11 protein-coding genes, 2 rRNA genes and 2 pseudogenes are annotated in these 14,589 nt (G+C 36.1%); 9 read left to right on the top strand and 6 right to left on the bottom strand.

Features of this window, described 5'->3' with window-relative positions:
• Positions 1-9: 9 nt before the first annotated feature.
• The gene (gene pstC / locus AAGD89_RS01130; RefSeq protein ID WP_410541865.1) at positions 10-966 is read right to left on the bottom strand and encodes a phosphate ABC transporter permease subunit PstC; all 957 of its coding nucleotides are present in this window, start codon (positions 964-966) and stop codon (positions 10-12) included.
• Between the two features lie 100 nt (positions 967-1,066).
• Between pstC and rpmH the strand changes: the two genes are divergently transcribed.
• The 3 genes from rpmH to AAGD89_RS01115 all read left to right on the top strand — a co-directional run bounded on the left by rpmH (position 1,067) and on the right by AAGD89_RS01115 (position 1,939).
• A complete protein-coding gene (rpmH, locus tag AAGD89_RS01125; RefSeq protein ID WP_006279898.1) occupies positions 1,067-1,201 on the top strand; it encodes a 50S ribosomal protein L34 in 135 nt (44 codons plus the stop codon).
• A 94-nt stretch (positions 1,202-1,295) separates the two neighbouring features.
• A complete protein-coding gene (gene rnpA / locus AAGD89_RS01120; protein ID WP_341808496.1) occupies positions 1,296-1,553 on the top strand; it encodes a ribonuclease P protein component in 258 nt (85 codons plus the stop codon).
• A gap of 86 nt (positions 1,554-1,639) precedes the next feature.
• Positions 1,640-1,939 carry a hypothetical protein gene (locus AAGD89_RS01115; RefSeq protein ID WP_341808495.1) on the top strand — a complete coding sequence of 100 codons (300 nt, stop codon included), beginning with the start codon at positions 1,640-1,642 and terminating at the stop codon, positions 1,937-1,939.
• 83 nt (positions 1,940-2,022) lie between these two features.
• Here AAGD89_RS01115 and rrf read toward each other — a convergent pair.
• A 5S ribosomal RNA gene (rrf, locus tag AAGD89_RS01110) occupies positions 2,023-2,129 on the bottom strand.
• A gap of 65 nt (positions 2,130-2,194) precedes the next feature.
• Positions 2,195-4,985 (bottom strand): 23S ribosomal RNA (locus AAGD89_RS01105).
• Positions 4,986-5,329: 344 nt separating this feature from the next.
• Between AAGD89_RS01105 and AAGD89_RS01100 the strand changes: the two genes are divergently transcribed.
• The 4 genes and pseudogenes from AAGD89_RS01100 to AAGD89_RS01085 all read left to right on the top strand — a co-directional run.
• Entirely contained in the window at positions 5,330-6,406 is a 1,077-nt protein-coding gene (locus AAGD89_RS01100) for a methyltransferase domain-containing protein (RefSeq protein ID WP_341808494.1), read from the top strand.
• 62 nt (positions 6,407-6,468) lie between these two features.
• Positions 6,469-8,253 (top strand): ribonucleoside-diphosphate reductase subunit alpha, encoded by a 1,785-nt coding sequence (locus AAGD89_RS01095; protein ID WP_341808493.1) that lies wholly within the window; start codon positions 6,469-6,471, stop codon positions 8,251-8,253.
• A complete protein-coding gene (gene ruvX / locus AAGD89_RS01090; protein WP_341808492.1) occupies positions 8,254-8,766 on the top strand; it encodes a Holliday junction resolvase RuvX in 513 nt (170 codons plus the stop codon).
• A 15-nt stretch (positions 8,767-8,781) separates the two neighbouring features.
• Positions 8,782-9,112, top strand: a pseudogene (locus tag AAGD89_RS01085) (IS630 family transposase); the annotation flags it as partial.
• Positions 9,113-9,255: 143 nt separating this feature from the next.
• Here the strand turns inward: AAGD89_RS01085 and AAGD89_RS01080 are convergent.
• Together AAGD89_RS01080 and AAGD89_RS01075 are read right to left on the bottom strand one after the other, a co-directional pair.
• Positions 9,256-9,783: pseudogene (locus tag AAGD89_RS01080) on the bottom strand (transposase family protein); the annotation flags it as partial.
• Between the two features lie 384 nt (positions 9,784-10,167).
• The gene (locus AAGD89_RS01075; protein WP_341808491.1) at positions 10,168-11,169 is read right to left on the bottom strand and encodes a pyruvate dehydrogenase complex E1 component subunit beta; all 1,002 of its coding nucleotides are present in this window, start codon (positions 11,167-11,169) and stop codon (positions 10,168-10,170) included.
• Positions 11,170-11,307: 138 nt separating this feature from the next.
• On the opposite strand from AAGD89_RS01075, the gene AAGD89_RS01070 reads away from it, so the two are divergent.
• Entirely contained in the window at positions 11,308-12,486 is a 1,179-nt protein-coding gene (locus AAGD89_RS01070; protein ID WP_341808490.1) for a hypothetical protein, read from the top strand.
• Positions 12,487-12,697: 211 nt separating this feature from the next.
• On the top strand, positions 12,698-13,108 hold the full coding sequence (locus AAGD89_RS01065) for a hypothetical protein (protein ID WP_341808489.1): 411 nt from the start codon (positions 12,698-12,700) through the stop codon (positions 13,106-13,108).
• A 68-nt stretch (positions 13,109-13,176) separates the two neighbouring features.
• On the opposite strand, the gene ltrA is transcribed toward AAGD89_RS01065, so the two are convergent.
• Positions 13,177-14,427 (bottom strand): group II intron reverse transcriptase/maturase, encoded by a 1,251-nt coding sequence (gene ltrA / locus AAGD89_RS01060; protein ID WP_341807935.1) that lies wholly within the window; start codon positions 14,425-14,427, stop codon positions 13,177-13,179.
• Positions 14,428-14,589: the final 162 nt, after the last annotated feature.

Raw genomic sequence — 14,589 nt, 5'->3', positions numbered from 1 at the left:
AAACATTTGCTAGTTACGCTTTATTATAAACAGTGCAAACGCATTCAGTAACCAAGTAATAATAAAGAGCACTAAACTAAGCGCATAAGCAGCAAGAGTTTGCACACTACTAAAATCCTGATCTCCAGTGAGTAGTGTAGCAATTTGCACAGTGATTGTAGTAACCGAATGAAGAGGGTTAAAAGTCAAATTTGCGTTGATACCAATAGCCATTAATACAATCATTGTTTCACCTATCACCCTTGAAATTGATAATAAAATTGCACTCAAAATTGTAGGCATTGCATATGGTATTGTTATATGCCACATGGTTTCCGCCGGAGTTGCTCCGAGCGCCATAAAACCATAACGCAAGCTTTTTGGCACAGATCTTATCGCATCTTCAAGCAAAGAAATAATAAAAGGAAGAATCATTATTCCAATTGCGAGCCCAGCAACCAACGCACTCTCTGAATGTATACTCAAACCAAATAAATTTGCTATCCGCTTGATAAAGGAAGACAGAAAAACAACTGAAAAATATCCATATACAACTGTGGGAATAGCAGATAAAACTTGCAAAGCTGTGTTAACAACATAACGGACTTTTTCACTAGCGTATTCACTAATATATATTGCAGAAAACAAACCAAGCGGAATAACGACCACCATTGCCACAATAGTTATAAGCAATGTACCAACCAAGAGCGGCGCTATACCAAAACATCCTACCTTTTCTTCATTAATGATTACTGCGTTATGGCTCCATTTGAGGCAAAACAAGAACTCCGAAAGAGATACCTTATTAAAAAACCCAATAGATTGAGTAAAAATGGATAACATTATAAATAAAGTGACAAGGAACGATATAGCTAAAGCCAGAAATAATGAAAGCTTTATTATCTTATTCCTTTTACTTTTAAAGATAAAAGCAAACGCCAAAAAAAATAATGCAGATATGAATAAGGCTGTTATCACGCTTAGTATAAACTCATTTTTAATATATTAGCTTACAATAACATTTAACCATTATTTGACAATGAAGTAAAATAATCTATAATTTACAATTATATCTAATATAAAAACAATGAAGAGGACATTTCAACCAAAAAATTTGATAAGAAAGCGTAGGCATGGTTTTCGTTCACGTATGGCAACAAGAGCTGGAAGGAAAATCCTCAACAGACGCCGTTCACTTGGATGCAATAAATTATGCGCATAGTTAAGTTATCGAGTATAAAAAAAAAGATTTTTCCTTTGCTTTTAAAAACAGGTTAATAAATGGAAGTCTTTTTTATCGCGGGCTTTATGTATCGTTGTACGCTATAAAGGAAAGAGAACCTGAAAAACACATCCAGACCATTAGGTTAGGCTTAGCCGTCAGTAAAAAAACAGGAAAAGCAACAAAAAGAAACAAAATCAAAAGGCGCTTACGGATACTTGCTAAAACTAGCATTTTAAATCCAAGTAATGTAGGACACTACTACATAATATTAACTAACAAAAACATTATGCAAGCAAGTTATCAAAATTTACAAAAAGATCTAACTATTTGCTTAAAAAGAATAAAATAAGAAAAAACCTCAATTAAAGTATTTACAATTACTTTTTTAATGATAGTATGAATAAAATTATTTAAAATAAAGTTAATAGGTGTTTAATGGTAGGGGATAACTTTCAACAAAAAAAAGAAAAAATACTTGCATGGTTTAAGGAAAATGAACTAAACGCAGAAAATCCTAAGTGTCGAGGGTTAAAAGATCCAAAATCAATAATGCTACAAGCAATACTAATGGAAAGAAACCTAAACACAGGCTCTAATGTAAAAAACAGCTTACTTCAGAAAAATAATAAAGCTTTAGAAGAACCTCTTTCACAATTATCAGAAAACACTTTAGAGCAAGTAAAAGAAAAAACAGACAACCTGGCAACGTTTAAAAAGCCTAGTATAAAATTTTAAAACTCAAAAAAAAGATCGTATTACTTTCATTATGAAAGTAACCAGAATGCCTTAATTGATAAAATATAAAGAGATTTTTATAAACTTGGCAGCGACCTACTCTCCCTTTTCAAGTACCATCAGCGCTAAAAAGTTTCACTTCCGAGTTCGAGATGAGATCGGGTGTTTCATTTTTGCTATAGCCACCAAGTCAATAAAAATCTCTAATATAATCCAATAATTTAATATTTAACACTGCATATACACATATAGAAAGAAAATAAATCGATCAGGCTATTAGTACTAGTTAGCTTCACATGTTACCATGCTTCCACACCTAGCCTATCAACGTGGTAGTCTCCCACGGCCTTAATAGGGAAATCTTTTTGAAGAGGGTTTCTTGCTTATATGCTTTCAGCAATTATCCCATCTATACATAGCTACCCAGCGATGCTATTGGCATAACAGCTGGTACACCAGAGGTATATCCATCTCGGTCCTCTCGTACTAGAGTCAGATCTTCTCAAATTTCCTTCACCCACGGCAGATAGAAACCGAACTGTCTCACGACGTTCTAAACCCAACTCACGTATCACTTTAATCGGCGAACAGCCGAACCCTTGGGACCTTCTTCAGCCCCAGGATGTGATGAGTCGACATCGAGGTGCCAAACGGTGTCGTCGATATGAACTCTCGAACACCATCAGCCTGTTATCCCCGGCGTACCTTTTATCCGTTGAGCGATGACCCTTCCATACAGAATCACCGGATCACTATGACCGACTTTCGTCTCTGCTTGGCTTGTCAGCCTCGCAGTCAGGCAAGCTTATGCCATTATACTATCAAGCTGATTTCCGACCAGCTCTAGCTTACCTTCGCACGCCTCCGTTACTTTTTAGGAGGCGACCGCCCCAGTCAAACTACCCACCATACAATGTCCTAGTTTCAGATAATGAAACATAGTTAGGTATCAAAAGCGTAAAGGGTGGTATCTCAAGGGTGACTCCATTATAGCTAGCGCCATAACTTCAAAGTCTCCCACCTATCCTGCACATCACGCTTTTAATAGCAATGTAAAGCTATAGTAAAGGTGCACGGGGTCTCTTCGTCTAACCGCGGGTACCCCGCATCTGCACGGGGAATTCAATTTCGCTGAATTGATGTTGGAGACAGTGGAGAAATCGTTACGCCATTCGTGCGGGTCGGAACTTACCCGACAAGGAATTTCGCTACCTTAGGACCGTCAGTGTTACGGCCGCCGTTTACTGGGGCTTCAATTCGGAGCTTGCACCCTTCCTATTAACCTTCCAGCACCGGGCAGGCGTCAGACCCTATACTTCCACTTACGTGTTTGCAGAGTCCTGTGTTTTTAGTAAACAGTCGTTACTCCCTATTTTGTGCCACCTGCTAATAGTTGCCTAAAAACAGGTTACCCTTCTTCCGAAGTTACAGGTATAATTTGCCGAGTTCCTTCAACATCATTCTTTCAACACCTTAGTATACTCTACTCATCCACCAGTGTCGGTTTACGGTACGGCCTCATAAATATAAGTGCTATTTCCTGGGACTTCTTTTAAGCATAAACCAATCCAATAAGGTGTTATACAAATACAAAATCCGTCACACTTACGAGGTTCAGGAATATTAACCTGATTGCCATCGACTACTCCTTTACGGACTCGCCTTAGGAACCGACTAACCCTACGCAGATTAACTTAACGTAGGAACCCTTAGATTTTCGGTGAGAGTGTTTTTCACACTCTTTTACGCTACTTATGTCAGCATTCTCACTTCCGATACCTCCAGCAGTTTTCACAAACCACCTTCACAGGCTTACGGAACGCTCCGCTACCGCGCCTATCGATCGAAATCAATAAGCACCCACATCTTCGGTATACAGCTTTAGCCCCGGTACATTTTCAGCGCAGAAAAACTTATTTAGACAAGTGAGCTGTTACGCTTTCTTTAAAGGATGGCTGCTTCCAAGCCAACCTCCTAGCTGTAATGGTTTTTCTACTTCCTTCCCCACTTAGCTGTAATTTTGGGACCTTAGATAGTGATCTGGGTTGTTTCCCTTTTCACCACGGACTTAGCACCCGCAGTGTGTCTGCTGTATAATTAATTATCGGTATTCGGAGTTTAGTTAGATTTGGTAAGACGGTGAATCCCCCTAGTCTATCCAGTGCTCTACCCCCGATAACATACATACAACGCTCTACCTAAATAGATTTCGCGGAGAACCAGCTATTTCCAAGTTTGATTGGCCTTTCACCCCTAATCACAACTCATCCAATAATGTTGCAACATTAACTGGTTCGATCCTCCAGTGTGTTTTACCACACCTTCAATCTGGTCATGACTAGATCACTTGGTTTCGGGTCTAATCCGTAAAACTAAAACGCCCTATTCAGACTTGCTTTCGCTATGCCTACACCTAACGGCTTAAGCTTGCTTCACAGATTAACTCGCTGACCCATTATGCAAAAGGTACGCTGTCACTCTAATATACATTAATCACAAAATTGCTTTTGTAAAAGAATATAGAGCTCCAACTGTTTGTAAGCACTCGATTTCAGATTCTCTTTCACTCCCCTCCCGGGGTTCTTTTCACCTTTCCCTCACGGTACTCGTTCACTATCGGTCGTTAAGGAGTATTTAGGCTTGGAGGATGGTCCCCCCATATTCAAACAGGATTTCACGTGTCCCGCTCTACTCAAGGATTTAAAAACTTTCTACTTATACAGGACTATCACCTTCTATGGTTACTATTTCCAGAGTATTCTAATTCTTATTCTTAAATCACTGGCCTGTTCCGCTTTCGCTCGTCACTACTAACAGAATCTCGGTTGATTTCTTTTCCTTTGGCTACTTAGATATTTCAGTTCACCAAGTTTGCTTTACATATTTATTCAACATGTAATAACTAGCTAAACTAGTTGGGTTTCCCCATTCGGAAATCTGCGGATCAAAATTTGTTGACAATTCCCCGCAGCTTATCGCAGCCTGCCACGTCCTTCATCGCCTCTTAACGCCAAGGCATCCATCAAGTGCTCTTAATAATTTATTTACTGACTATATGCAGAATATGCAGAGTTAAATATTATTAAAATTGAATTGAGATTAAATTAATCTCTACCATAAAACTTGTCAAACATCTAAAAACTAAATTAACTTTTTATATCTTATAACCCAACAAATAATCTGTCAATGCTTTTTATACACAAAACATTTACTTACACTCGCAACAACAATATACTAATAATCCTTAAGTAACTAAAATCTATAATTTAGACATTTGTGTAATAAATTATGTACAATGAAAATTAATGAAAAAGATATTTTGTAGTATAAAATGTTTTAAAAATCAATTTTTCCTAAAAAAGATATGAACATTCGGGGTATTTTTAAGGTATGAAAAATAGTTTATCCTTTATAAAAAATGTTATTTTGAGTTTTATGTATAAGTTCCTTAGTGTGTTTAATGTCAAAAAAGTGAAGTACTTTGTTGTGAATAAATGTTACGCCCTTCATAAAGAAACGACAACACTTCTTGAAAAGTCTAAAAACCTACTAAACACCAATATTGAAATCGGTTTATATCACTTTTATAAAGGAAACATATCAGATGCAAAGTTAAGATTTTGGTTAATCAGTATATTTCACTCCAACTTACCTATTGTTTGGTACAACATTGGTAGATGCCATTTTGCAGTAGGAAATACAAACAAAGCTTATACCTATTTAACAAAGACGCTAAAGTTAGATAACGATCATCAAGAAGCGTCTTATTATATAAAAAAAATGACGAACCCAACACCCATTACAGAATTACCTAAAAATCTAATAAAGCAATATTTTGATTATACAGGTGAATATTTTGTAGAGCATTGGTTGATTGCTAAGCAATATAGAGGCCATGAACTTGTGCATATGATTATCACAAAAATCTTTAATGATTCCACTTCTAAACTTAGTATACTTGATCTTGGCTGCGGAACTGGAATATGCGGTCACTTCTTAAAAATACATAATGCTGGAAATCACATAACAGGAATTGACATTTCAAGTAGAATGCTGAATATTGCAAGAGGGTGCTTTATAAAAGGTAAACCTGTTTATAATGAATTAATACATATGGAAATAACAGAATTTCTTAAACAAGAGAAAAGTCACCAGTATGATGTTATTATCCTCGCTGAAGTATTACATTATCTACATGATTTTCAGTCAGAATTAGAATTAGCAAAAAGATTTATAAGTAAAAAAGGAGTTATCGTATGTCTAATAAGAAGAAAGGAGGGTGAAGGTGTTGACTTTGTAAACAAAGGAGATTATTTTCGGCACTCAGAAAGTTATGTTCAACATGTTGCAAAAGAAATAAGTATGCAAATAAGTTATATGAGTTACTGTAAAATATATGGCAGTCAGGTTGACGGTATCTTGTTTGCGTTACAGCATCCACAAAAAAATTCGAAAAGCCTAACTTAAAAATCGCTCAAAGCGATCTTTAAGTGTCTATATATCATATAAAGGATAATAAGAGGAATATTATGAATAACATTACTATTAATTATGAAAAAGACAGTAAATTGACCGACTTCGGGAAAGCAGTTCTGTCGGACAGATATTTAATAGAAAATGAAAGTTATCAAGACCTCTTCATACGTATTGCAAATTACTACTCTGACGATAAAGAGCACGCACAGCGCCTTTATGACTACATGAGTAACCTATGGTTTATGCCTTCAACACCAATACTCAGTAATGGTGGCACTAAAAGAGGATTACCTATCTCTTGCTTTCTTAATGAAACCGAAGACAGCTTGCAGGGAATAGTTGATTTATGGAATGAAAATGTTTGGCTCGCTGCACGTGGTGGGGGAATAGGTAGTTACTGGGGAAACCTGCGCTCAATAGGAGAAAGTGTGAAAGGTAGCGGTAAAACATCAGGAATTGTTCCATTTATTGTGGTACAAAATGCTTTAACGCTTGCAATTAGTCAGGGATCATTGAGGCGAGGAAGCTCAGCTGTCTATCTCCCAGTATCTCATCCAGAAATAGAAGAGTTTCTGGATTTACGCAAGCCAACAGGTGGAGACCCAAATCGCAAAGCACTAAATATACACCACGCTGTAATGGTAACTGATAAATTCATGCAAGCTGTTGAGAATGATCAAGAGTGGGATTTAATTAGTCCTCACAATAATAAAGTTATCTCAACAGTAAAAGCACGCGATATGTGGATCAAAATATTAACAGCAAGAATTGAGACTGGCGAACCATATATCATTTTTCTTGATGCAACAAATAATAATAAGCCAGAGTCTTATAAAAAGCTCAATTTAGACATTAAAATGTCAAATCTTTGTAGCGAGATAACTTTAACTACAGGTTATGATCACCTGAATAAGTCACGCACTGCTGTGTGTTGTCTATCATCCGTAAATCTTGAGTACTACGAAGAATGGAAAGACAATACACTTTTTATAGAAGACATAATGCGTTTTCTTGACAATGTATTAGAAGACTTCATAAACAAAGCGCCGGATGAAATGAAGCGAGCAAAATACTCTGCAATAAGGGAACGTAGTATTGGTCTTGGTGTTATGGGCTTTCATTCATTTTTACAAAGTAAAATGGTTCCTTTTGAATCAGTAGTAGCACAACAATGGAATAAAAAAATATTCAAGTATTTACGTGAACAAGCAGATATAGTTTCTAAAAAGCTAGCAGAAGAAAAGGGATCTTGCCTGGATGCTCAGGAAATCAACTTAATCGAGAGATTTACACACAAGCTCGCTATCGCTCCAACTGCTTCGATCTCTATCATTGCAGGCAACACTTCTCCTGGAATAGAGCCATATGCAGCAAACGTATTTATACAAAAGACGCTAACAGGTTCATTTGTAGTGCGGAATAAATTCTTACAAAAACTGTTAGCAGAAAAAAATCAAGACAATGATAAAATATGGTCTTCAATTTCAACAAACGAAGGCTCTGTACAACATTTGGATTTCCTTAGCGAATATGAAAAATTAGTCTTTAAAACAGCATATGAACTTGATCAAAGATGGATTGTAGAACATGCAAGTGATAGAACTCCATATGTTTGTCAGTCTCAATCAGTAAATTTATTCTTGCCTGCTAATGTACACAAACGTTACTTACACAAAATACACATGCTTGCTTGGAGAAAAGGGCTCAAGAGTTTATACTACTGTAGATCACAGTCAATGCAGAGAGCTGATAAGGTTTCGCATGATATATTTAAAAAAAGTGAAATATTGCAGCAAAAAACAGATATTAATTATGATGAATGCATATCATGCCAATAAATGCTACATAGAAATATAGATGAATTCCTAAAATGTATTCCAAAAAATAAGCGCATAATGTCCCTTGATATGGGAGGAAAACAGGTAGGAATAGCGTTTAGTGATAAAACACAACTTATAGCTACCGCCCATAGCATCTATCACAGAAAAAATATGCGTAAGGATTTGGGCTACCTGCACAGAATACTCAAAGAAAATGAAGCTGAATCAATAGTAATAGGGCTACCACTCTCAGCAAGTGGACAAGAAAATGAATGGTGTAGAGTCATAATTGAATTTGCAAATAAAATAATCAAAAAATATAAAGTAAATATATATTTACAAGACGAAAGCTTTTCTACATCTATGGCAACTCATGCGCTAAAAATCACAGGGATATCAATCACAAAATCAAAGAAAATAGATGATAAAATTGCCGCATGCATTATTCTACAGCGAGCGTTATACCAAGTTCCATTAGTGAACAAACGATTAGGCAATGAGGGAAATAAGAATATACCAGGAACGGTATAATTATAGAGATTTTGAATGGCATTGGTATCAAAATTATTAGATGAAAAAGTCGTTAAGTTAGCAAAAGAAATGTTAAAGAAGGTGAGAAATAATGCATATGTTGCAAAAAAACTACATGCTGTAATAGCAGCTAAAGAAAGCAGTATAACAGCTGTAGCAAAGGTATGAAAATTCAAGAACTGCGTTGACTGAATGGATAAAACACCTAAAGTTTGAAAGGACAGAAAAACTGTTTGCCCCCCCAGAGCGCCGTAGAAAAACCATACTGAATCAGAGTCAACGTGAGCAAATTGAGGCGTGGATAGAAGAAAATCCCAACATAACTATTAAGGAAGTGACAATTAGAGACCCCCTGCGAAAAGGTAAAAAACAGATGAAAAACATTAAAAAGCATGTAAAATGAAAGTTTTAGAAGAGGAGATCCCCTGCGAAACAACGTAAAGCAAGTTGCTGATAAAATCTGGTAAGAAATCCCCAGCCCAAAAATTATTAAAAACTATGCCGCAAGTTCAGAATACCCGCAATAATATTAAATCTCAAGTTGTATTTTTTCTGAAAATTGCGGTAAACATTTGACATAATCTTAAAAATTTTGATCTCGCGAATCTTATTTTCCACACGCATCCTGAACGATGCCAATTTTCGATTATGCTCCTTTTGCCCCTCCGTTAGTGGCTTTTTACGGTATTTTTTGTACGGAATCACAACGTTTTTCTGCAGTTTTTGCCAACCTTGATACCCAGAATCAGCATATTTTATGCTATCTTTGGGCAACAATTTTTCCTGTTTCCTTATGCCAAAATCGTGCATTCGACCTCGATGTGACTTTGAAATCGACAGAATTTGCCCATTTCCCTCAATCACAATTTCGGTTTTCATCGTGGTTGTTTTCTTTTTTCCGGAATAACTTTTCTTACGTTTTTTGCTGTCTTTCGGCCGCTGTATCGGTTGCTCCGTGACGTCTGCTAAAATTTTTAAAATCCTCTCTGGAGTCAGCGTTCTATCTTTTGTAATGTTGTCAGACCCGTTAATTGCCTGAAAATATACTGGATTTTTGCAACTTTTGCGTAACTTATTGCTATTTTACTCTTCTAAAATTTTTATTTTATACGCTTTTTAGTGTTTTTCATCTGTTTTTTACTTTTCGCAGGGGATCTCTTGAAAACACGTTCTCGCAAGTCCTCGCTGTATGGTTTGGGCATTTTTAACTCCATCTCGTTATTATTCAATCTATCATCTTACTATAAAATTTATCTAGGTAAACCTTATCTTAGTTGGCTATACCTTAAAATGCATTAGCTATGCAACAAAGCCATACAGACTTGGGGTTAATGGAGCCGCTGTTGGTCAAGAAAATCTACATTTTGGTAGGTAAGGCATTATGGAGATTTATTGTTTAGCTTACATACAGGCTCTAAAACAAACTTTACGCACAGCTTCAACTATATCCTCCACTTGTGGTAATGCTTTTTTTTCCAGATTTGCAGCATACGGAAGTGAAATGTCCTTACCAGTTACCCGCACAACTGGAGCATCAAGATAGTCAAATCCCTGTTCCATAACAACAGCTGAAAGTTCTGCTCCTATTCCTGCAAATGGCCATCCTTCTTCTACACTAACTAATCTATTAGTTTTTTTGACAGAGTTGATAATAGTTTCAACATCAAGCGGCCTTAAAGTCCTTAAGTCAATCACTTCAGCTTCTATACCTTCACCAACAAGCAAATCAGCTGCATTTAAAGCATCCATTACTTTTAGTGAGAAAGCAGTAATAGTTACATCTTTTCCTTTGCGTATAACAGCAGCTTTGCCTATTTCTACTAAATAGTCTTTATTTGATAATTCAGAATCTGGAACTTCATGCTCATGTCCATAAGCTATCTCATTCTCCAGAAATATAACCGGGTTTGGATCACAAATTGCAGCTTTAAGCAATCCCCTGCAATCGGAAGCAAAATAAGGTGCTACTACCTTCAATCCTGGTACGTGTGAATACCAAGATGCAAAGCATTGAGAGTGTTGTGCAGCAACTCTTGCTGCAGCACCATTTGGTCCACGAAACACTATGGAGCATCCAAGCTGACCACCTGACATATAATTTGTCTTTGCTGCAGAGTTCACAATTTGATCAATAGCCTGCATAGAAAAGTTAAAAGTCATAAACTCTACTATTGGCCTCAGACCAGCAAACGCTGCACCAACAGCAAGACCAGCGAATCCGTGCTCAGTAATAGGGGTATCAATAACCCTGTTTTCTCCAAACTCTTTTAGTAGCCCCTTAGTTACTTTATAAGCACCATCATATTCTGCAACTTCTTCACCCATGACGAACACATCAGGATTATTCTCCATTTCCTCTCTTATTGCTATGCATAAAGCTTCTCTTACACTTAGACTTGCCATGTATAAACTTCTATAGATTTCAATTCAATTAATATATCAAAATTATCAGGTGCAAGTAAAGCGGTATAACCAATAGAGTTTTAGTTGCAATAGATAAAATTTTATGGTAAATTCTCTTAAATGTGAAAGTGAGGTGGTATGCTTAGTGTTGCTAGATTGGGTTTTGTACGTGAAATTATGCGTGCTCATGTAGGTACGTACATTAGCGCATATCAGGAAATTTTATCGTCATCATATCAAAAAAAGTTTTACAGTGAAGAAACATATAAAGAAGCTAAAGGCAATATAGAAGAGGAGCTACTTAAAAACGAAGTAGATAACTTTATAAGATTCTTAGTCAAAAAGGATGTCGATTTTTTGTATATAATAAATGATCCATTTAGATATTTTAGTATAGGTATATTGGAGGAAGTGGATGATGAAATGCCAGATTTTTCATGTTCAATTAATGAAATATTTGATATTTTTATTGCTTTTAGATTTGATCACGCTGGAAATATAAGAGAAAATATTGCATTTGAGCAAGCTGCAGAAATTACCGAGAACATAGCTTCAAAAATAGAACCAAGTGATGAAGCTCTTGGTTTTGGATCACAAGATCCTTCAACCATTGTTAGATATTTAGACATCATTTCAGAAAAAGTTAAACTTCCTAATGAGGCAATGGAGTTTATCAACGTACTAAAAAATAATATATTTCCAAGTGAAAGTGGTAAATTTGTTATCAAGGATGTTGTTACAGCGAACACTCTACTCGACGTAGTACTCAGCAGAGATAATCATACAAAAAAATTAGATTGTTACAAACAGCTCAGAGAAATAATTGCTGAAATTTTAAGCTTTTCTTGCTGCCAAAAAGGAATAAGGAACTTTTTTATTAAGTTATCACGAGATAGTTTGATAAAATTGATACACTACAAAGAAAGTTTTTTGAAATTACTAAAATCAGATAAGCGCTTTAGTCTGAAGCAGGCAAGAAATATAATATTACAATTGATAGATCCAAGCATTTTAGACTTAACACTGAGTGCCAATAACCGGAATGATTCTTCTCAAGAAATAGAAAATTTCATTATAGAAGGAAATGCAATCCTATCTAATTCTCCAGCAAATGTTTATTCTCAAACAGAAATAGATGATTTTATTAAAGAAGCTCAAGCAAAAAACGGCATTGTATGTGGTGCTCTACCGGATTATGTAAGATGTTTAAAAATCTATTCCATATATTATCACTCTCATCCAATTTTCTATCATTTGTTAAATAGGTTAATACGAATAAATACATTATCTTTGGAACAGATAAGAAAATTCATTTAAATCATTGCTTTTGATACCACGAATATTGTTAATAATAATATATTCACAGGCCGTGAGTTTTTATTTAATGATTTTAGAAACATTATTCTCAATCAAAAAAGAGCAAATTTTGGTGCAGATTATATTATCTGTTATCTACTGGATAACAATATTCCTATTGAAGAAATAGGAGATTTTTTTTTCTGAACTCTTGAATCTACATGGGTACGATATGTTCTATAAACTGTTGTATGAAGAATATAACTTACTCAACACATCAGTACAGATATATTGCTGCATAAAAAATCATACTTCTTTAAGGGTAGAAGAATTTACTTTACCATTTGTAACTCAATTTATAAATGAAATTGAAGAATTTGATCATGACTTTTGGCAGAGGGAATACATTCCTGGTATACTTAAGATGTTACCTGCAACACTTCAGAATGCATCTCCAGACGTAACAATCAATATGCTTATGACTTTGAAATCAGAGTTACAAAATTGTTCCTCTTACAGAGATATAATTAAGTGCGTATTTGCTGCAGAACAAAATATCTCTAAGTTTTGGTTACAAATTAATGAGTTAATGAAATCATTTACTTTGAGTGAACAGAGTTTGTTAGCAATTAAGGGAGAGTAGACCGGTGGAACTTCCCCACCAGTCTCTCGCAGAACTGTGCATGAACCTCGCGACTCACACAGCTCCCATTATTCAGTCTTTTGCCCTAAACCAAGTGTCCAGTGGTAAAAAGTATTTGGCTCTTCTTTCCTCATTTTTCCTAGAAGTTGCCTTGCTAGTCTTCCATGATTTCGAAGCTTCTTATACTTTCTTCTGACCCACTTTTCTAGGTGCCGCTCTATGTTTCTCAGAGGTTTGTATATCTCTTTCCTGTAAAACCTGCCATAGTACTGATACCAGCCTCTGACTATTGGATTTACTATCTTTGATATTTCCTCTGATGTTTTGTGTGTATTTCGTAGTATTTTCCATGACCTTATGGTTGTAGTAATATTTTTCTTGGCCTTGTTGCTAATCGCAGGAAGAAATGAAACAAAATGCTTTCCTATTTTATTTCTTGCTAACCTGGGTCTAAATGTATAACCCAGAAAATCAAAACTTTGTTTAGGAAATTCACTTTTCCTATTGTCATCCTTGCAGTACACAATTTGTGTCTTTTCAGGATGTAATTTTAGCTTATACTCAGCCAATCTTTCTTCTATTGCTACCCTCATAAATTCTGCCTGCCTACTACTCTTGCAGTGCACTATCGCATCATCTACATACCTCTCAAATGCTATTGTTGGGCACTTTCGTCTCATCCACTCATCAAATACATGATGCATAAATATGTTTGAGATCAGCGGGCTTGTTGAACCTCCTTGCGGAACTCCTTTTTCCCTAACTACCTTACCGCCATCTGCTTGCTGAATTGGAGCTTTTATCCATCTTTCAACATACAGTATGACCCATTTGCAGTCTGTGTGCCTTTTGATAGCTTGCAATGCCAACTCGTGGTCCAAATTGTCGAAAAATCCTGCTATATCAAGATCTATCGTCCAATCGTACCACCAGCATCTTTTCCTCGCAGTTCCTACCGCATCCAGTGCAGATTTGTTTGGTCTATAACCATATGAATCTTCATGAAACTTCGGTTCTACTAACGGTTCTAGATACATTGTAGCTGCTGTCTGCGCTATCCTGTCCGATACTGAAGGAACACATAAAATTCTTTGTCCCCCTCCCGTACCTTTTGGTATTGCTACAGCTTTTACAGGCTCTGGAAAATAACTTCCAGATGACATCCGATTCCATAGTTTATAGAGATTATCTTTTAGATCTTCCTCAAACTTTGTTATCGAAACCTCATCTACACCAGCAGCACCCTTGTTTTTGGACACTTGTTTATAAGCTCTCCTAATAAGTTGCTTCGGTATATCAAAAGACTTTGTTTTATTCATTTACTCCTCCCTTTCGGTTGACAAATAACTAAAACTGAATAACTCAGCCCCTTCGCTCCATTCCCATTACAGAAACTTCTTCACTACTACGAGCTGATCCGCCCCTGTTTTCCGTATCGGTACTCTCACCCTTGGAGTTTAGCTCCTTGGATTTCTCCCTTA

It is taken from the genome of Wolbachia endosymbiont (group E) of Neria commutata (assembly GCF_964026735.1).
Classification (GTDB): domain Bacteria; phylum Pseudomonadota; class Alphaproteobacteria; order Rickettsiales; family Anaplasmataceae; genus Wolbachia.
This window is presented reverse-complemented; position numbering and strand designations above follow the sequence as displayed.